This window comes from Pseudooceanicola sp. NS-SX8, from assembly GCF_057380755.1.
In genome coordinates this window covers 447,921-466,575 of sequence record NZ_CM170819.1, presented here as the reverse complement: position 1 = coordinate 466,575, position 18,655 = coordinate 447,921, and the positions used below count along the sequence as shown (strand labels likewise).

17 protein-coding genes and 2 pseudogenes are annotated in these 18,655 nt (G+C 67.8%); 10 read left to right on the top strand and 9 right to left on the bottom strand.

The window, feature by feature from the left end; translation table 11 throughout:
• Positions 1–237 precede the first annotated feature (237 nt).
• Positions 238–705, top strand: coding sequence for a DUF3576 domain-containing protein (locus AC2IR1_RS02075; RefSeq protein WP_486474624.1), 468 nt, complete (start codon positions 238–240; stop codon positions 703–705).
• Positions 706–825: 120 nt separating this feature from the next.
• Here the strand turns inward: AC2IR1_RS02075 and AC2IR1_RS02070 are convergent, their stop codons facing one another.
• Entirely contained in the window at positions 826–2,082 is a 1,257-nt protein-coding gene (locus tag AC2IR1_RS02070) for a glycosyltransferase (RefSeq protein ID WP_486474623.1), read from the bottom strand.
• 161 nt (positions 2,083–2,243) lie between these two features.
• Here AC2IR1_RS02070 and AC2IR1_RS02065 point away from each other — a divergent pair.
• The 5 genes and pseudogenes from AC2IR1_RS02065 to AC2IR1_RS02045 form a co-directional block, all read left to right on the top strand.
• Positions 2,244–3,383: pseudogene (locus tag AC2IR1_RS02065) on the top strand (class I tRNA ligase family protein); the annotation flags it as partial.
• 177 nt (positions 3,384–3,560) lie between these two features.
• Positions 3,561–5,006, top strand: a pseudogene (locus AC2IR1_RS02060) (class I tRNA ligase family protein); the annotation flags it as partial.
• Positions 4,993–5,517 (top strand): LPS assembly lipoprotein LptE, encoded by a 525-nt coding sequence (lptE, locus tag AC2IR1_RS02055; protein ID WP_486474622.1) that lies wholly within the window; start codon positions 4,993–4,995, stop codon positions 5,515–5,517. The pseudogene AC2IR1_RS02060 and the gene lptE, both read left to right, overlap by 14 nt.
• On the top strand, positions 5,514–6,542 hold the full coding sequence (gene holA / locus AC2IR1_RS02050; protein ID WP_486474621.1) for a DNA polymerase III subunit delta: 1,029 nt from the start codon (positions 5,514–5,516) through the stop codon (positions 6,540–6,542). Before lptE ends, holA begins: the two co-directional genes overlap by 4 nt.
• Positions 6,543–6,605: 63 nt before the next feature.
• On the top strand, positions 6,606–7,220 hold the full coding sequence (locus AC2IR1_RS02045; protein ID WP_486474620.1) for a glutathione S-transferase family protein: 615 nt from the start codon (positions 6,606–6,608) through the stop codon (positions 7,218–7,220).
• Positions 7,221–7,232: 12 nt separating this feature from the next.
• Here the strand turns inward: AC2IR1_RS02045 and AC2IR1_RS02040 are convergent, their stop codons facing one another.
• Positions 7,233–8,423 (bottom strand): TIGR03862 family flavoprotein, encoded by a 1,191-nt coding sequence (locus AC2IR1_RS02040; RefSeq protein ID WP_486474619.1) that lies wholly within the window; start codon positions 8,421–8,423, stop codon positions 7,233–7,235.
• A gap of 17 nt (positions 8,424–8,440) precedes the next feature.
• Between AC2IR1_RS02040 and AC2IR1_RS02035 the strand changes: the two genes are divergently transcribed.
• Positions 8,441–8,749: an HNH endonuclease gene (locus tag AC2IR1_RS02035; protein WP_486474618.1), complete on the top strand. Its 309-nt coding sequence runs from the start codon at positions 8,441–8,443 to the stop codon at positions 8,747–8,749.
• Between the two features lie 48 nt (positions 8,750–8,797).
• Here AC2IR1_RS02035 and AC2IR1_RS02030 read toward each other — a convergent pair whose 3' ends face one another.
• Both AC2IR1_RS02030 and AC2IR1_RS02025 read right to left on the bottom strand, forming a co-directional pair.
• Positions 8,798–9,403 (bottom strand): enoyl-CoA hydratase/isomerase family protein, encoded by a 606-nt coding sequence (locus AC2IR1_RS02030; RefSeq protein WP_486474617.1) that lies wholly within the window; start codon positions 9,401–9,403, stop codon positions 8,798–8,800.
• Positions 9,400–10,155, bottom strand: coding sequence for an SDR family oxidoreductase (locus tag AC2IR1_RS02025; RefSeq protein WP_486474616.1), 756 nt, complete (start codon positions 10,153–10,155; stop codon positions 9,400–9,402). The genes AC2IR1_RS02030 and AC2IR1_RS02025 overlap by 4 nt, the downstream gene beginning before the upstream one ends.
• Positions 10,156–10,318: 163 nt before the next feature.
• Between AC2IR1_RS02025 and AC2IR1_RS02020 the strand changes: the two genes are divergently transcribed.
• From AC2IR1_RS02020 to AC2IR1_RS02010, 3 genes are all read left to right on the top strand, one after another.
• Positions 10,319–11,857: a translocation/assembly module TamB domain-containing protein gene (locus AC2IR1_RS02020; protein ID WP_486474615.1), complete on the top strand. Its 1,539-nt coding sequence runs from the start codon at positions 10,319–10,321 to the stop codon at positions 11,855–11,857.
• Between the two features lie 200 nt (positions 11,858–12,057).
• A complete protein-coding gene (locus AC2IR1_RS02015; protein ID WP_486474614.1) occupies positions 12,058–13,401 on the top strand; it encodes a TldD/PmbA family protein in 1,344 nt (447 codons plus the stop codon).
• The gene (locus AC2IR1_RS02010) at positions 13,388–14,215 is read left to right on the top strand and encodes an inositol monophosphatase family protein (protein WP_486474613.1); all 828 of its coding nucleotides are present in this window, start codon (positions 13,388–13,390) and stop codon (positions 14,213–14,215) included. Before AC2IR1_RS02015 ends, AC2IR1_RS02010 begins: the two co-directional genes overlap by 14 nt.
• 158 nt (positions 14,216–14,373) lie before the next feature.
• Here AC2IR1_RS02010 and lpxK read toward each other — a convergent pair whose 3' ends face one another.
• The 5 genes from lpxK to nth form a co-directional block, all read right to left on the bottom strand.
• Positions 14,374–15,354 (bottom strand): tetraacyldisaccharide 4'-kinase, encoded by a 981-nt coding sequence (lpxK, locus tag AC2IR1_RS02005; protein WP_486474612.1) that lies wholly within the window; start codon positions 15,352–15,354, stop codon positions 14,374–14,376.
• A gap of 2 nt (positions 15,355–15,356) precedes the next feature.
• The gene (locus tag AC2IR1_RS02000; protein ID WP_486474611.1) at positions 15,357–16,595 is read right to left on the bottom strand and encodes a 3-deoxy-D-manno-octulosonic acid transferase; all 1,239 of its coding nucleotides are present in this window, start codon (positions 16,593–16,595) and stop codon (positions 15,357–15,359) included.
• Between the two features lie 6 nt (positions 16,596–16,601).
• On the bottom strand, positions 16,602–16,847 hold the full coding sequence (locus AC2IR1_RS01995; protein WP_486474610.1) for a DUF4170 domain-containing protein: 246 nt from the start codon (positions 16,845–16,847) through the stop codon (positions 16,602–16,604).
• 126 nt (positions 16,848–16,973) lie between these two features.
• Positions 16,974–17,960 carry an adenosine kinase gene (locus tag AC2IR1_RS01990; protein ID WP_486474609.1) on the bottom strand — a complete coding sequence of 329 codons (987 nt, stop codon included), beginning with the start codon at positions 17,958–17,960 and terminating at the stop codon, positions 16,974–16,976.
• Positions 17,957–18,601, bottom strand: a complete 645-nt coding sequence (nth, locus tag AC2IR1_RS01985) for an endonuclease III (protein ID WP_486474608.1) — start codon at positions 18,599–18,601, stop codon at positions 17,957–17,959. The genes AC2IR1_RS01990 and nth overlap by 4 nt, the downstream gene beginning before the upstream one ends.
• Positions 18,602–18,655 lie beyond the last annotated feature (54 nt).

Sequence of the window (18,655 nt, the reverse complement as noted above, 5' to 3'; positions counted from 1 at the left end):
CCCTTTTCTGCACGCTGCTTTCGACGTGGTGGCGCGCGGCCCATCCCAGCCCTGCCCGCCGCCACGCCCGGGCCAGGCGCCCGCCACGCCCCCTGCCGCCCCGGCATCCCCCCGGGCCGGCGCCATTGCCGCCTTTTCGCCCCCTCCCTGCCGGTACAAGGCTTGGTTTCCAAAGGTTCTTGCTCCTGCGGGGCGGCTCCGATAGATCGGGGGAGACCAACAAAACGGGGCAGCAGCATGATTTCCTCTCGCGCAATTCGAACCATGGCTCGCGGCGCTGGCGTGATCGGGCTGGTTCTTCTGGCCGCCTGTGGCGACAATGCGCAGCCGGGGCTGACCCCGTCGCAGAAGCTGGAACAGCGCCAGACGCTGTGGGATCTGTTCAAGCAGAAGGACGATGGCACCAAGATCGCGGTGAACCGCTACCTGTGGAATGCCTCCCTCGAAGTGCTGGATTTCCTGCCGATCGAGTCGATCGACCCCTTCACCGGCGTGATCGTCTTTGGCTATGGCACCCCGCCGGGCGGTGGCCGTGCCTACCGCGCGACCGTCTATATCTCTGACCCGGCGCTGGAAGCGCGGTCGCTGAACGTGTCGATCCAGAGCCGTGGCGGCAGCCCGGTGGCGACCGGCACCCAGCGTGCCGTGGAAGATGCGATCCTGACCCGCGCGCGCCAGCTGCGCGTGGCGGACCGGAAGTACTGACATCGGGCGGCGCCCTTCCGGGGCGTTTTCCCGCACCGACATCATGCGAAGGGGTGGCACCGGCAGGCGCCACCCCTTCTGTCATCTGTGATGTCTTCGTCGGGCGGGCCGCAGGGGCGCCTATTCGGGCAGCGGCGGCACCGGCATGTCGGCCAGGGCTTCGACCCAATTGATCTGGCGCGGCAGGCAGATCGTGGCCAGGTCGTAGTTCCGGCAGACATGGGCCCGGGCCGCGCGGCCCAGCCGGGCGCGTTCCTGCGGATCGTCGAGCAGGGCGCAGATCCCGTCGGTCAGCGCTTCGGGATCGAAGAAATCGACCAGCTTGCCGGTTTCGCCGTCGGTGATCGCCTCCTTCACCGGCTCGGTGGCCGAGGCAACGATCGCCGCTTCGACCGCCATCGCTTCGAGCAGGGACCACGACAGGACGAAGGGATAGGTCAGGTAGACATGCACCCGCGACAGGCGGAGCATGTCGAGGAAGCGGTCGTAGGGAATGCGGCCAAGGAAGTGGACACGCGCCCAGTCCGCATCGGGGATCTGGCCGCGCACCTCGTCTATGAAGATCTGCTTCCAGGTCTTCCCCTCCGGCGGCTTGGCCCCGTAGGAAGTGCCATCGCCCCCGGTGATGAGGATGCGGGCATTGGGCCGTTCGCGCAGCAGGCGCGGCAGGGCGCGCATGAAGATGTGGTAGCCGCGATAGGGTTCGAGGTTGCGATTGACGAAGGTGATCACCTCGTCCTGCCGCGTCAGGACCTGCCCGTCCAGGTCGAAGCGCACATCCGGATCGGGCTTCACGTGACCCGTGTCGATCCCGTCGTGAATGACCGAGATCTCGTCCCGGAAGGACGCGGGGAAGGTGTCCGCCTGGAACCGCGTGGGGGAGAGGCCGGCCTGGGCGATGTCGAAATGCAGGTGGTTGTTGAGGTTCTTCATCCGGATCCGCAGCGGGCCGATTTCATCGTCCTTGCCGCGGAATTCCGGATCGAAGTTGATGTGGGGGTATCCGGCGAGGTGGTAGAGCTCGCAATAGATGCCGAGGCGGGCGCGCGGCCAGACGTCCCGCAGGAAGAGCGATTCGCCCCAGCCGTGGTGGGAGATGATCACGTCCGGGTGGTAGCCCTGGTCGCGCAGCTGGCGGGCGGCGTGGAAGCAGGCTTCCCCCCTGGTGACCTTGCTGTCCATGTCCAGAAGCCAGGGATGCAGCTGCTGCCCCCCCTTGCGCAGGATCTTGTAGGGCAGGACGCGGACACCGCGCCAGGTCGTCGGTTCCTTCACCCGCAGGGTCAGGGCGGTGACATTATGCCCCCGCGCCGCGAGAGCCGTGGCGAGATGCTTGAACTGGCCGGGAAAGTTCTGGTGAATGAAAAGGATGTTCAAGGTGGCCGCTCCGGAAACGTCGTGCAGTTAATCACGCGCGGAGGTGGTTGAAAAGGCGATGCCCGGCCCGCCCATGCGCCAAGGGGCTGGACCCTTGGCCTGTGGCGCAATATCAACCCGGCCTGAAGCAGAGCATCCGCAGACCATCCGGGAACCCCAACATGTCGCGCTATTCCGCCGCCGAGATCGAACCGAAATGGCAGAAAGCCTGGGATGACGCCCAGGTCTTCCGCGCCACGCGCGAGGGCGACAAGCCCAAGTACTACGTGCTGGAGATGTTCCCCTACCCTTCGGGCCGCATCCACATTGGCCACGTGCGCAACTACACGATGGGCGACGTCATCGCGCGCTACAAGTCGTCCACCGGGCACAACGTCCTGCACCCCATGGGGTTCGACGCCTTCGGCATGCCGGCGGAAAACGCCGCGATGGCCAATGGTGGCCACCCCAAGGACTGGACCTACGGCAACATCGACACGATGGTCGAGCAGATGAAACCGCTGGGCTTCGGGCTGGACTGGTCGCGCATGTTCGCCACCTGCGATCCGGAATACTACGGTCAGCAGCAGGCCATGTTCCTGGACTTCCTGGAAAAGGGCCTGGTCTACCGCAAGAACGCCGTGGTGAACTGGGACCCGGTCGACATGACGGTCCTGGCCAATGAACAGGTCGAGGACGGCCGCGGCTGGCGGTCCGGCGCGCTGGTGGAACGGCGCGAGCTTACGCAGTGGTTCTTCAAGATCTCCGATTTCTCGGATGAGCTTCTGACGGCGCTGGATACGCTCGACAACTGGCCCGCCAAGGTGAAGACGATGCAGGCCAACTGGATCGGCAAGAGCCGCGGGCTGCAGATGTCGTTCGAAATCGAGCAGGGGTTCGGCGATCCCTGTGGCTTCGAGGATCTGGAAATCTACACCACCCGCCCCGACACCATGGCGGGCGCGGCCTTCGTCGCGATCTCGGCCGACCATCCGCTGGCCAAGGCGCTGGAGAAGAAGGACCCCAAGGTCGCAGAGTTCTGCGCCAGGGCGCGCCAGGGCGGCACCACCGAGGAAGCCATCGAAAAGGCCGAGAAGCTGGGTCATGACACCGGGGTCAAGGTGCGCCATCCGCTGGATCCCAACCGGGAGCTGCCGGTCTGGATCGCCAACTTCGTGCTGATGGATTACGGCACCGGGGCCATTTTCGGCTGCCCGGCCCACGACCAGCGCGACCTGGAATTCGCCAACAAGTACAGCCTGCCCCATGCGCCGGTCTTCGCGCCCATGGCCGCAGCCGGGCACCGGGTCACCCAGGCCTATTCGCCGATGAACGGCATCGGCCTGGAGCCCCTGGGTGACCATGATGTCGAGCCGGGCCTTGCCCTGATCGCCGGCGTCGAAGAAGCGAAGCTGATGCACGAGAAGGATCGCGACGCAGATCCCGCCGTGGCCTGCTTCCTCGACCTCGTCCTGACGGACGAGCCGACCGACCCGCTGGTGCCGCCGAAGACCGAAAAGGTTCTTTACCTGGATCACTTCACCGGGCTGACCGAAGCCACGGCGGAGGAGGCCATCGACGCCTCGATCGCCTATTTCGAGAAGAAAGCCACCAAGGCCGCGGGCGTGACCAAGTTCCGCCTGCGCGACTGGGGTCTGTCGCGTCAGCGCTACTGGGGCTGCCCGATTCCCGTCGTGCATTGCGAAAGCTGCGGCGTGGTGCCGGAGAAGAAGGAAAATCTGCCGATCGAACTGCCCTACGACGAGGGCGGCAAGCCGATCGACTTCTCCGTCCCGGGCAACCCGCTGGACCGGCACCCGACCTGGCGTGACTGCAGCTGCCCCAAGTGCGGCGCCCCGGCCAAGCGCGAGACGGACACGATGGATACCTTCGTCGATTCGTCGTGGTATTTCGCGCGCTTCACCTCTCCGCGTGCCGAAACGCCCATCGACATGGCCGAGGCCGAGTACTGGATGAACGTCGATCAGTACATCGGCGGCATCGAACACGCGATTCTGCACCTGCTCTACTCGCGCTTCTTCGCCCGGGCGATGCATCTGACCGGCCATCTGCCGGAGAAATCGAAGGAGCCCTTCGATGCCCTGTTCACACAGGGGATGGTGACCCATGCGATCTACAAGACCGAGGGCGAGAACGGGCGCCCCGTCTACCACTACCCCGAGGAAGTGGAACTGCGGGACGGCAAGGGCTTCCTGAAGGAAGGCGGCGCCGAGGTGGAGATCGTGCCCTCTGCCAAGATGTCCAAGTCGAAGAACAACGTGGTCGACCCGGTCGCGATCATCGGCCAGTACGGCGCCGATACCGCACGCTGGTTCGTGCTGTCCGACAGCCCGCCCGAACGGGACGTGGAATGGACCGCCGCCGGGGCCGACTCTGCCAATAAGTACCTTGCACGGACTTATCAGTTGGCGCTTGACGTTGAGAACCGTACCACGGAACCAATGCGCGGTGACGAGCCACTGCTAGTTCAAACTCACAAGGCGATACGTGATGTTACCGCCGCGATCGAAACGTTCGCATTCAATATTGCCATTGGAAAGCTCTACGGCCTCGGAAACGCCATCAAAAAATACGGTGCAAGCCGTGAGGTTCAGCGGTTCGCACTCAAGACCATGGCACAGCTGATGTCGCCCATGACCCCGCACCTGGCGGAAGAGATGTGGCAGATCCTCGGCGGTGAGGGCCTGATCGCGCAGGCCGCATGGCCGGTCGCGGACGAGGCGATGCTGGTCGAGGATACGGTCACCATGCCGATCCAGGTCAACGGCAAGCGTCGCGGCGAAGTCACCGTGGCGAAGGACATGCCGAAGGACGAGGTTGAAAAGCTGGCGCTTGCGGTCGAGAATGTGAAGCGGACGCTGGACGGGGCCCAGCCCAAGAAAGTCATCGTCGTCCCGGGGCGGATCGTGAATGTGGTTGTCTGACAGACGTAACGTACTGAAAATCCTGGCCGGCTCTGCGCTGACCGGTTCTGCGCTGGCCGGGCTTTCCGCCTGCGGTTTCACCCCGGCCTATGCGCCGGGCGGCGCCGCGTCCCGCCTTTATGGCCGGACGGAGCTGCCGGAGCCCAGCTCGGAAGAGGGCTACCTTCTGCTGCGCGAGATGGAGCAGCGGCTGGGCCGGACGCAGGTGGCGGACTACGCCCTGGATATCTCGATCTCCATGTCCGAGGGACGCCTGGCGGTGAACTCCGCCGGGGACACCACGCGGTTCCGCGTGTCGGGCCAGGTGACCTACACCCTGCGCGACAGCACGGGCCGCCAGCTTGCCGGCGGTTCCGTGCGTTCCTTCACCGGCTATTCGGCCACCGGTTCCACCGTGGCGACCCAGGCGGCGCAATCGGATGCCCGGGGCCGGCTGGTCGTGATCCTGGCCGATCTGCTGATGACCCGGCTGATCGCCGAGATGCCCCCCGTCCCCACGACCGAGACATGAAGCTCGCCAGTCGCGAGATCGCCCGCTATGCGGCCAAGCCCGACGCGACGCGCACGGGCATCCTGCTTTACGGCCCCGATGCGATGCGGATCGCCCTGCGCCGGCAGGAGATCATCGCCAACCTCGTCGGGCCGAACGGTGACGAGGAAATGCGGCTGACGCGGATCCAGGCGGGCGAGCTGCGCCGCGATACCGCGCAGCTGGTCGATGCGATGAAGGCGCAGGGGTTCTTTCCCGGTCCGCGCGTCGTCCACGTCGAAGGGGCCAACGAAAACGCCGCCACCGCCATCCTGAACGCGCTGGAGGAATGGCAGGAGGGCGACGCGCAGCTTGTCGTCACCGCCGGGCAGCTGAAGGCCACGTCGAAGATCCGTAAGGCCTTCGAGAACCACCGCAATGCCCATGCCTGCGGGATCTATGACGATCCGCCCAGCCGGGAGGAGATCGAGGCCACGCTGAACAAGGCCGGCCTGACGAAGCTGCCGCCCGACAGCCTGCGCGACCTGACCAACCTGGCCCTGTCGCTGGATCCCGGCGACTTCCGCCAGACGGTGGAGAAGATCGCGCTTTACAAGTTCGGCGACGACACCCCCCTGACCGGAGAGGAAATCGCGTTTTGCGCCCCCGCTTCCGTCGAGGCGGAGCTGGACGACGTGCTGCATGCCGTGGCCGAAAGCCGCGCGGGCGACATCGGGTCGATCATGCGGCGGCTGAAGGCCCAGGGCACCCAGCCCACGGGCCTGTGCATCGCCGCCCTGCGCCATTTCCGGACGCTTTATGCCGTTGCCGCCCATCCCGGCGGCCCGGGCGAGGGCATCGGCAAGCTGCGCCCGCCGGTCTTCGGCCCGCGCCGGGACAAGATCATGCGCCAGGCCGGTGCCTGGGGTGCGCCCAAGCTGGAACAGGCCCTGACCGTCATCATCGAAACGGACCTGACCCTGCGATCCGCCGGCGCGACGGCCCCCGACATGGCCCTGGTGGAGCGGATGCTGATCCGGATCGCCATGCTGGGCCGGTCGCGCTAACCCCACGAGACACTGGATTTCCGGGACGTTTCGCGCTTCCCTCCCGCGCAGGGAGGATCAATCATGTACACACTCATCGGGGGCGCCAACAATCGCACCTTCCGCGTTGTCTGGATGCTGGAAGAACTGGGGCTGCCCTACCAACGGCAATTCGCCCTGCCCCACGACGCGACGGTCTGCCGCCACTCACCACTGGGAAAGCTGCCCGTCCTGTTGGCGGAGGGCGAGGCACTGACCGATTCGACGGCCATCCTGACCTGGCTTGCGGACAGCACCGGCCGTTTCACGGCCCCCGCAGGCACCCTGGCACGGGCCCGGCAGGACGGGCTGACCCAGCAGATCCTGGATGAGCTGGAAGGCCCGCTCTGGACCTCGACCCGGCATAGCTTCGTCCTGCCGGAAGATCGCCGGGTGCCTGCGGTGAAGGACAGCCTGCGATGGGAGTTCGCCCGCAACTGCGAGGTCCTGGCGGCCCGCATGGCAGGCCCCTTCGTGATGGGGGAAGAGATGACGGTGCCCGACATCGTGCTGGCACATTGCCTGGGCTGGGCGCAGGTGGCGAAATTTCCGATGGAAACGCCCGCGCTGCAGGACTTTGCCGCACGGATGAGGGACCGGGACGCCTTTCAGCGCGCCTTTGCGTCGGACAAGGCGATCATGGCCGGAAGTCAGGGCTGAGACGGGGATAAATCAGGGCTGAAGTCTGGGCTGAAGAAACGCCGCTGCGGCCTGCCCGGCGTGTCGGCCCGTCGCAAGGCAGGCCGTCAGGAGGTAGCCCCCGGTGGGTGCGTCCCAGTCCAGCATCTCCCCCACGGCGAAGGTGCCGGGCCGGTCGCGCAGCATCAGCCCCTCGTCCAGCGCCCCAAACTGCAGCCCTCCGGCGGAGGAGATCGCCCGGTCCAGGCCCTGCGGCCCGGTGACGGGCAGCACCAGCGCCTTCAGCCGGGCGGCCAGGGCCGCCCCTTCGGGCAGCGGGCGGGCCAGTTCCATCACCAGCGCGCGCTTGGCCGGGTCCAGGCCCAGCTTGCGCAGGCGGTTGGCCGCGCTTTCCCCCCTGCGCCCCTTCGACAGCCGGGCCGAGAGCGCTTCGACCGAAAGATCGGGGAAGAGGTCCAGCGTCAGGGGGGCGCCAGCGCGCAGCGGGGCTGAAAGGGCATAGACCGCCCCGCCCTCTATCCCCTCGGCCGAGATCACGAATTCGCCCCGGCTGGTCGCCGCGCCTGCCTGCAGGGCCACGGATTTCACCGGCTGGCCAAAGACCGGCGCCATGTGGGCCGACCAGGTGACGCGGAAGCCGCAGTTCGAAGGCGCGAAGGGTGCAACGGGCCCCAGGTGCGCGGCCCAGCCCCCGTCGGAGCCGAGCCGGGGCCAGCTTGCCCCGCCAAGCGCCAGCACGGTCACGCCTGCGCGGATGCGCCTTTCGCCCGATGGCGTGGCAAAGACCGCCACTTCGCCGTCCCAGCCCTGCCAGTCCATCCGGGTCTGCAGCCGCACCCCCTGCGCGCCCAGGCGCCCGGCCCAGGCCCTGAGCAGCGGAGAGGCCTTCATCACCACCGGGAAGACCCGGCCTGTGGAGCCCGTGAACATCTCCTGCCCCAGGCCTTCGGCCCAGGCGCGTACCTCCGCCGGGCCGAATTCGCGCAGCATGGGGCGCAGCCGGTCGGCAGCCTCGCCATAGGCCGTGATGAAGTCGTCGAAGGGCTCCTCCTTCGTCAGGTTCAGACCCGACTTGCCGGCCATCAGGAACTTGCGCGCGAGGCTGGGCATCTTTTCGGCCACCAGCACGGAATGGCCCGCGGCAGAGAGCACCTCTGCCGCCATCAGCCCCGCCGGGCCGCCGCCGATCACCAGCGCGTCGATGCTTTCGTCCACCAAGGTCATTCGCCTATCCTCGGGCCATGGAAGACCGCAACGGCCCCCACCCCATCTGTCCGCTCTGCCTGCGCCCGATCCCGCCGGAGGCGCGGCAGAGCCTGCACCACCTGATCCCGCGCCTGCGCGGTGGCAAGGGCGGGCCGGTCGTCCTGCTGCACCAGATCTGCCACAACGAGATCCACGCCACGCTGACCGAGACCGAGCTGGCGCGTGACTACCACACGACCGAGGCGCTGCGCAGCCACCCAAGGCTGGCAAAATTCATCGCCTGGGTCGCGAAACGCCCGCCGGGCTTCCATTCGAAGACCCCGGGGGCGCGGCGCCGGCGCTGATCCCCCTTGATCCCCCTTGCCCCGTCTGGCCCAAGCCCCGGCCCGGCGTCACGCCCCGCACATCGCCTTGATCGCCGCGACATGCTCCGGGCTGGCGGCCAGCACATCGGCGGCGGTCGCCTCCGCCTCCGCCAGGGGATCCTCGCAGATCCGGTCAATCAGGCCCCAGGAAAGCGCCTCTTCCGCCGGGATCTTCTGTCCGCCCATCAGGATCATCTTGGCGCGCGACGGCCCCACCAGCGCCACCAGCCGCCCCGGATCGGAGGGCTGCGGCAGGAAGCCGAGCTTCATCACCGGATAGAAGAACTTCGCCCCCGGCACCGCCAGCCGGATGTCGCAGGCCAGAGCCATGCCCATGGCGCCGCCTGCCAGCGTGCCGTTCAGCGCCGCCACCGTCAGCCCCTTCTGTGCTGCCACGGCCGAGGAGAGCTCCTCCCACAGGGGCGAGACGCCAAGACCCGCGCGCGCGGCATCAAGGTCCGCCCCGGCGGAGAAGACGCGGCCCTCGCCGGTCAGCACGACCGCACGGGCGTCGACGGTGCGGTAGATCTCGATCAGCGTTTGCAGCATTTCCGCCGTCAGGGCGTTGGCCTTGTCGGGCCGGGCGAGGGTGACGCGGTAGAGCCCACCTTCACGCTCCTCGACCCGGATCATGCGCCCAGGCCCAGCTTGGAGCGCAGCCCCTCGTCGCGCAGCGACAGTTCCTCGCCCAGGTGGGCGTCGGCCTCGGCCCCGCACATCCAGAGCAGAGCCTTGGCGGGCCAGTCGGCGGGCACGTGGTCTTCCCAGTTCAGCTGGCTGACGGCATTGACGCCGGAGGCCTTGATGTCGCGCTGCATCTGGGTGGCGACGGTGCCGGGCGACAGGCCCATGATGCGCAGGCCCTTGTCGGCGTTTTCGAGGTGGGCGGCGGCGGTCAGCATCGCCGCCCCGGCCTTGGAGGTGCAATAGGCGCTCCAGCCTTCCAGCGGGCGATGCGCCGCGCCGGAGGAGACGGTGATGATCGTGCCGCCCCCGGCGTCGATCATCACCGGCAGCGCCGCGCGCATGCCGTTGAAGACGCCCATGATGTTGATGTCGATGACCTTGGCCCAGGCTTCCGGCTCTGCCTCGGCCAGGGGGGCGATGGGTTTCAGCACGCCCGCGTTGTTCACCAGGATGTCCAGGCTGCCGAAGGTTTCGACGACCTTCTTCACCACCTGCTCCACCTCCCAGAAGCGGGAGACATCGCAGGGCACCGCCACGGCCTGCGGGCCGATTTCCCCGGCAATCCGGGCGATTTCGTCCCCGCTGCGCGCCAGGAGCGCGACATTGGCCCCGGCTGCGGCGAATTCCCGCGCAGCGGCGGCGCCGATGCCACGGCTTGCCCCGGTGATGATCGCGGTCTTTCCGGTCAGATCCGTCATATCTGCTCCCTTTCCGGGCCTTGCAGGCCCTCTGACTGCATTGTCTGGGAAAGAGCTAACCCCCTGCTCCCCATCCGTCCAGCCGCCCGGCCGGTGACCGCGCGGCGCTTGACCCCCGGGAAGGCTGCCGTCACCTTGCATCCAGAACCTTCAGGAGCTCCAGATGATCCCTTTCCGTCCCGCCCGTGCCAGCATGACCCCGGCCGTTTTCCTGCTTGGCCTGACGGCAGGCCCCGCGCTGGCGCTGTCCCCCGAGGAGGTCTGGGACCAGACCCGCGCCTACATGGAGGCGATGGGATATGCCGTGGATGCGCAGATCGACCACGCCGGCCCCGATCTGGTGCTGCGTCAGGTCACGGCCCGCATGGCCACGGCACCCGGCGAGGATGCAGGGACGACCACCCTTCGGTTCGGCGGCCTGGTCCTGTCCCCGCAGGGCGATGACGTGGTGATGCGGATGCCGCCGGAAATGCCGATGACCGTCACCGGAGAGGAAGAGGAAGGCCAGTTCGAGATGGACATGACCTATGTCGATCGCGGGCTGGAAATCCTGGCGTCCGGGACGGCGCATGACATCACCTATACCTATTCCGGCCAGGGCATGGACCTGCGGATCGACCGCCTGGACCTGCCTGAAGAGGATCCGCTGACCGATCTTGCGACGCTGCGGTTCGAAGGTCTGTCCGGCACCTCCACCCTGTCCGGCACCGACGTCCTGCAATCCGGGCAGGACCTGACGATCGAGACGCTGGGCCTGACCCTCGACCTGCAGCAGGAGGAAGAGGAGATCGACATGCAGGGCGAAGGCAACCTGACCCGGGTCCAGCTGCAGAGCCGCGCCAGCATGCCCACCCGAGCGACCCCCGGAGAGCCCAAGCTGGACGACCTGCTGGCAGGTGGCCTTTCGGCGGAAAGCACGCTGACCCATGCCGGGGGCAGCTTCCATCTGTCCGGCACCGGCGATGGGGAGGCGATCGACATGCAGACCAGCTCCCAGGGCGGGCAGATGACCTATTCGCTTGGCGCCGCCGGGATGCATTTCGACATGGGATCGGTCGGCGTCGGCCTGCATCTGACCCAGGACGAACTGCCCTTCCCCATTGATGTCACCATCGGTGAAACGGGCTTTGGCATGGGCTTCCCGCTGACGGCGGAAGACACGCCGAGCCCGGTCGCCCTGCGGATCACCCTGCGGGACCTGGCCCTGCCGGATGCGGTCTGGGCGCAGCTGGATCCGATGGACATGCTGCCCCATGATCCGCTGACCCTCGATGCCCGGCTGAGCGGGACCGGGCGGCTTCTTGGTTCGCTGTCCGATCCGGATGCGATGGAGGACATGATGATGGGCGGGGACAAGCCCGGCGAACTGTCGTCGTTGTCCATCGACACGCTGGACCTGCGGGCGGGCGGCGCGACCCTTTCTGCCAGCGGCGCCTTCGAGATCGACAATGACCAGCCCTCTGCGATGAACCCGGACCTGCCGAAGGTCACCGGACGCCTGGATGCAGAGGCCCACGGCCTGATGGGGCTGATCGGGATCCTGGCAAAGATGAACATCCTGCCGCCCAACATCGCGATGACCGTCCCGATGATGGCCCCCATGTTCACCCGCCAGATCGGCGGCCCGGATGACCTGGCTACCACGCTGGAAATCCTGCCGGACGAGACGCTGCAGGTGAACGGCCGCCCGATGATGCCCTGATCATCGCGCTGTCCCGGCAGTTGCCCCGGCAGCTTTCCCGGCCCGGCTGTTTCGCCCGCCTTCCGGACGGAGACGGGCGATCACCCCGCCGTGACGCCCCGGCAGGGGGTGCGCTGCTTGATCCGGACCGCCCGGAAGGCTAGGTCAGGACAATGTCCAAGACCCGGCCTGACACCCGGCAAATGCGGGGGACCCCCTGAATGCACGACCTCAAAGACCTCTCCCGGGTGCTGCTTGACGCCGCCCGGGCCGCCGGCGCCACCGATGCCGACGTCATCGCCCGGCAGGGCACCTCGGTGTCCATCGACATCCGGGGCGGACAGCTGGAACAGGCGGAACGCGCCGAAGGGTTCGAGATCGGCCTGAGGGTCCTGGTCGGAAAGCGGCAGGCCTGCGTTTCCGGCTCCGACGCGCGGAGCGGCGGGCTGGCGATGATGGCCGAACGTGCCGTGGCCATGGCCAAAGAAGCCCCCGAGGACCAGTGGATCGGCCTGGCCGACCCCGCGCAGCTTTCCGCCCGTCGCGATGCCGAGGGACTGGAGATGGTCGACCCGGAGGGGGAGCCCGAACCCGAGGCGATGAAGGAGGCCGCGACCCGCGCAGAGGCCGCCGCGCTTGCGGTCGAGGGGATCAGCCAGGTCTCCACCGCGTCTGCCGCCTATGGCGCCAGCGACATCTGGATGGCCGCCACCAACGGGTTCGAGGGCGGCTACAGCCGGTCGTCCCATTCCCTGGCCTGCGTCGCGATTGCCGGCACGGGCGAGGCGATGGAGCGCGACCACGACAGTGATTTCCGCGTCTTCGCCAGCGACATGCGCTCCCCCGAGGAGATCGGCGCCCGCGCGGCCGCCCGGGCGCTGGAACGCCAGGGGGCCAGCGCGCCGAAGACCGGCAGCTACCCGGTGATCTACGATGAACGCGTCGCCGCCAGCCTGATCGGGCACCTTCTGTCCGCCGCCAATGGTGCCGCCGTCGCGCGCGGCTCCTCCTTCCTGCGCAAGGCCCTGGGAGAAGTCGTCCTGCCCGAAGGCCTGTCGCTGACCGAGGATCCGCTGCGCCCGCGCGGGCCCTCTTCGCGTCCCTTCGATGCCGAAGGGCTGACCACCGCGCCGCGCGACATCATCCGTGACGGCGTGCTGACCGGCTTCACCGTGGACCTGGCCACCGCGCGCAAGCTGGGCGTGGCGCCCACCGGCAATGCCGCGCGCGGCCTGTCCTCCCCGCCCTCCCCGGCCACCTGGAACATCGAGCTGACCCCCGGAGAGACCGACCGCGACGGGCTGATCGCCCAGATGGGCACCGGCCTGCTGATCACCTCCCTGATCGGATCGACGATCAACCCCGACACCGGGGACTACTCGCGCGGGGCCTCCGGCTTCTGGATCGAGAACGGGCAGATCGTGCGCCCGGTGAACGAATGTACCATCGCCGGCAACCTGCGCGACATGCTGGGCCGGATCATCCCGGCCAATGACGCCCGCCCCTGGGCCGGCGCCCGGGTGCCCTCCCTGCTGGTCGAGGGGATGACGCTTGCTGGAAGCTGACCGCGACGCGGCCGACCTTGCCTTGCTCACCGCCGCCGCCCGCCAGGTGGGGGAGATCGCCCTGCGCTACGCCGCCAAGGGCGCGCAGAGCTGGGAAAAACCCGATGGCCAGGGCCCGGTGACCGAGGCCGACCTGGCGGTGGATGCCGCCCTGCATGCCATGCTGGGCGCGGCCCGGCCCGACTACGGCTGGCTGTCAGAGGAACGCCCGGACGACCCGGTGCGCCTGAACCACGAGGCCGTCTTCATCATCGACCCGATCGACGGCACCCGCGCCTTCATGAAGGGCGAAACCGCCTGGGCGCATTCGCTGGCCGTGGCGGTGAACGGACAGGTGACGGCGGCGGTCGTCTTCCTTCCGGTGAAGGGCAACCTCTATGCCGCGCGGCGCGGCGGGGGCGCGACCATGGACGGTGCGCCCATCCGCTGTTCCGGCACGGAGGCGCTGGTGGGGGCGAGCCTGCTGGCCGCCAAACCGAACTACGCCCCGGAAAACTGGATCGGTCCGGTGCCCGAGGTCGCGCGGCATTACCGCCCCTCGCTGGCCTACAGGCTGTCGCTGGTGGCCGAGGGACGCTTCGACGCGATGATGACCCTGCGCCCTTCCTGGGAATGGGACATCGCCGCGGGCAGCCTGATCGTGGAGGAAGCCGGCGCCAGTGTCAGCGACCGCACCGGCGCACCGCTGCGCTTCAACGCGCCGCGCCCGCTGCTGGACGGCGTGGTGGCCGCGAGCACCCCGTTGCACGGGCAGATCCTGCAGCACCTCGCGCCCGGCGCCCCGCGCCAGGCGGTGCCCCCGATCCGGGACTGACCGCCCGCCTGCGGCAGGCGCGCGATGCATATTTTCAGAAAGAAGAAGCCAGGGGCCGGGCGCGACCCGGGCCATGATGCGCCAGCCCCGCTCTTTCACTGGGCTGGAAATACTCCGGGGGGGTGTCTCCGAAGGAGACGGGGGGCTGCCCCCCTGCCTCAGCCGCGGGGCTCAAACAGCCGGTCGAGAGCCGCAGCCAGCGCCGTGTCATCCTCCAGCGCCAGCCGGACGGGGACCGTCAGCACCTTCTGCCGGTAGTCCTGCGGCAGACGCACCGCGTCCTTTTCCGTCGTGACCAGCTGCGCCCCATGGGCGGCGGCGTCCTGTTCCAGCCGGCTGAGCAGGGCGGGCGTCAGCGGCTGGTGATCCGACAGGGCCTCCCCATGCAGGACCTTCGCGCCGAGGCTGCGCAGGGTGGCAAAGAACTTCTCCGGATGACCGATGCCCGCGAAGGCGAAGACCGGCAGGTCCTGCCAATCCATCCCCGTGGGCAGCGGCAGCAGCGCGCCCTGCAGGTGCGGCAGGCCGCCCGGCGCGGCAAAGCCAGCCTGCGCCGCGCGGTCGCCGATGGACAGCAGCAGGTCGGCGCGGGCAAGACCTACCGCCACCGGCTCCCGCAGGGGGCCAGCGGGCAGGCAGAGACCATTGCCGAAGCCGCGTGCCGCATCCACGACGATGATCGACAGGCTCTTGCGCAGCGCCGGATCCTGGAAACCGTCATCCATCACGATGACATCCGCCCCGGCCCTGGCCGCTGCGCGTGCGCCCGCGACGCGGTCGCGCGACACCCAGCCGGGCGCAAAGGCGGACAGGAGCAGCGGTTCGTCGCCCACCTCTGCCGCCGTGTGGCGGGCGGGATCGACCCGCACCGTGCCCTCGACACTGCCGCCATAGCCGCGCGACAGGAAATGCGGGGTCAGTCCGCGCGCCGAAAGCCGCATCAGCAGTTCGACCGCCGTTGGGGTCTTGCCCGTGCCGCCCGCGTTCAGATTGCCGATGCAGATGACCGGTACGCCGGGATCCACGGGCGCGCCCCGCGCCAGCCGCCGCGCGGTTCCGGCGGCATAAAGCGCGCCCAGCGGTTGCAGCATCCGTGCCAGGATCCCCGGGCGCCGGAACCAGAATGCCGGTGCCTGCATGTTCAGTCCTCCTGCCCTTCGGGCCGGCTGCGCCTGGGCAGCATTTCCAGCCTGTCGGCGGCCCATGCCATCACCCGATCCGTCATTTCCGCCCCTGCGGTGGCAACTTCCCAGGCGGAGGCGGCCATGGTGGCGGCCTGATCGGGGGCCAGCATGCGCCCCAGCCCCTGCGCCAGGCTGTCGGCATCCCGGATCAGCCGTGCCGCCCCGGCCTGCGCCAGCTTGGTATAGGCCGGAAGATGATGCGCCACGAAGGGCCCGTAAAGCACGGCAGAGCCGAGGGCCGCAGGTTCGAACGGGTCATGCCCCTTCATCCCGCGCCGGAGGGACCCAGCCATGAAGGTCACCGGTGCCAGGCGGTACCACAGCCCCATGTCGCCCCGCGTGTCGGCCAGCAGGACCTGGGTTTCCTCCCGCGGCATCTCTCCCTCCGACCAGGACTGGTAGCGCCAGCCCTCTTTCGCCAGGACTTCGGTGAATTCGGCCGCATCCTCCGGATCATCGGGCACCAGAAGCAGCAGCAACCGGTGCGCCAGGCGCGACGCACGCCGGTGCGCCTCCAGCACGATACCGAGCTCTTCGCGGTGGACCATGGCCGTCAGCCAGATCGGCCGCCCGGCCAGTTCCGCCGCCAGTTCGTCCCTTTCCGCCTCGTCACAGGGCAGCGCTGCACCCGCTTCCTGCAGGGGGCCCGTGATCTCTATCCGTGCGGGATCCGCGCCGAGCCGCTGAAGCCGCCGCGCGGCATTCGCCGAACTGGCGCAGAGGGCATCGAACCGATCCAGCAGGCGGCGGGTCTGGCTGGGCCGCAGGCGAAAACGGGGTTCGTTGAACGCGTCCTCTTCCGCCTCTGCCAGCAGCATCGGCAGGCCCTGCCGCCGCGCCTGGGCCAGCAATGGCGGCTTCAGCTCCCCCGTCATCCAGACCAGAAGGTCGGGCTGCCAGTAGGCAAAGAACGCCTGGACGGAGGCGCTGTCCTCCGCAGGCGCGGGCAGGGTCACGAGAGAGGGATCGTCGATCGGCTCCAGCCGGTCGGCCTCCCCCAGGGTCAGCAGGATCGTCAGCGCGGGTTCCTGGTTCAGCAGGCGTCGCGCCATTTCCTCCGCCGGCTTGCGCCGGATGGCCCGGGGGCAATGGATCCACAGCAGGGGCCCGGCAGGGCGCGGGGGCAGGTCCTCCCCCGCCCGCGCGCCACGCCTGTTGAGCGCCTTGTAGGCGGCCAGTCCGACGTTGGGCCCCATGCGGTCTTAGTTGCCCAGTTCCTCGGTCGGAGAGGCTTCGAGCTCCTCGTCACGCAGGCGATGGATATGCGCGATGTAGTAACGCATATGGGCGTTATCCACGGTCTTCTGCGCTTCGGCTTTCCAGGCGTCGTAGGCTTCCGCGTAGGACGGATACATGCCGACGATGTGCAGGTCGTTGATGTCCTTGAAGACGTTCTTGGCGGGATCGACGAGTTCTCCGCCGAAGACGAGGTGAAGGCGTTGCGCCATGGGCGTTTCCTTTCCGGCTGCTTCGAGCAGTGGTTTGCTCCGATTGTCGTGACGGGTCAAGATGGTTCGGTACACAAAGGCATACAGCTTGTTGACCGAACCTCCCCGACCCCGCTTCCAGTTGGCTCAGATCAGGCCTTCGGCCTTGAACAGCGCCTTCAGGTCGGTCTCCGGCCGGGCGCCGTAGTGGGAAATCACCTCTGCCGCGGCGATGCAGCCCATGCGGCCCGAGGTCGCCAGATCGGCGCCGGTCGCCAGCCCGTAGAGGAAGCCCGCGGCGAACAGATCGCCCGCGCCGGTGGCATCGACGGGGGTAACCATCTTCACCGGCACGATGGCCTCTTCTTCGCCGCGCACGATGACCACGTCATGGCCGGAGCGGGTGCAGATCACCAGACCCGATTCGGCCGCCGCCGCTTCCAGCGCGGCGCCCAGGTCATCGGTTTCATAGAGCGATTTCCACTCGTGTTCATTGCCGATGACGTAGTCGAGTTCCTTCACCAGCGTGCGGAAGTCGGCGCGGTGACGATCCACGCAGAAGGGATCGGACAGGGCGATGCCCGCCATGCCACCGGCCGCACGGGTCAAGCGTGCCGCCGTCTCGAAGGCCTGCTTGCCCTTCGGCTTGTCGTAAAGGTAGCCCTCCAGGAACAGGATCTTGGCATTCGCGCAGACCTCGTCCGGGACGTCGTCGGGCCCCACTTCGGAGGAGATGCCGAGGTAGGTGTTCATCGACCGTTCGCCATCGGGCGACACGAAGATCATGCAGCGGGAGCTGGTCAGATCGCTGTCGGTGAAGGGATCGTTGGGGAAATCGGTGCCGCCATCGCGGGTCTTTTCCGCGTATTCGCGGCCGACCTCGTCATCGCGGACCTTTCCGATGAAGGCCGTCTTCAGCCCCATGTTCGCCACGCCGGCCACCGTATTGGCAACGGAACCGCCGGGGATCTGCCGCCGCTCGCCCATTTCCCCGTAGAGAAATTCCGAACGGTCCTGTTCGATCAGCTGCATGATGCCCTTCTCGATCCCCATGCGGGACAGGAAGGCATCGTCGCTCTGGGCGATCACGTCCATCACGGCATTGCCGATGCCGATCACGTCATATTTCGTCATAGAACCTTTTCCTCGAATTCGCAGAGATCCCGGATCAGGCAGGTACCGCACTTGGGTTTACGTGCCGTGCACACGTAGCGGCCATGCAGGATCATCCAGTGATGCGCATGCAGCTGGAAATCCACCGGGATGTTGTCTTCGATCGCGCGCTCCACGGCGACGACATCGCGGCCGGGCGCGATGCCCGACCGGTTGCCGAGCCGGAAGATATGGGTGTCCACCGCCTGTGCCGGGAAGCCCCACCACATGTTGAGCACCACGTTCGCGGTCTTGCGCCCCACGCCCGGCAGGCTTTCCAGCGCCGCGCGGGAATTGGGGACCTCGCCGCCGTAGTCCTCCACCAGGATCTTCGCCATCTTGATGACGTTCTTCGCCTTGTTGCGGAAAAGGCCGATCGTCTTGATGTGCTCGATCAGCCCCTCCTCGCCGAGAGCCAGCATCTTTTCCGGCGTGTCGGCGATGGGGAAGAGGTTGCGCGTGGCCTTGTTCACGCCGGCATCGGTCGCCTGGGCCGACAGGGCCACGGCAACGACGAGCGTGTAGGCATTCACGTGATCCAGCTCCCCCTTGGGATGTGGCTCGGCCGTTTCGAAGCGGCTGAAGATCTCGCGCAGGGTCTGGTAGGGCAATTGGCGGGCCATGGCGTGTTTCTGCCCTGAAAATCTGGGAGCAACAAGGGATTTAACCCGGCCGAA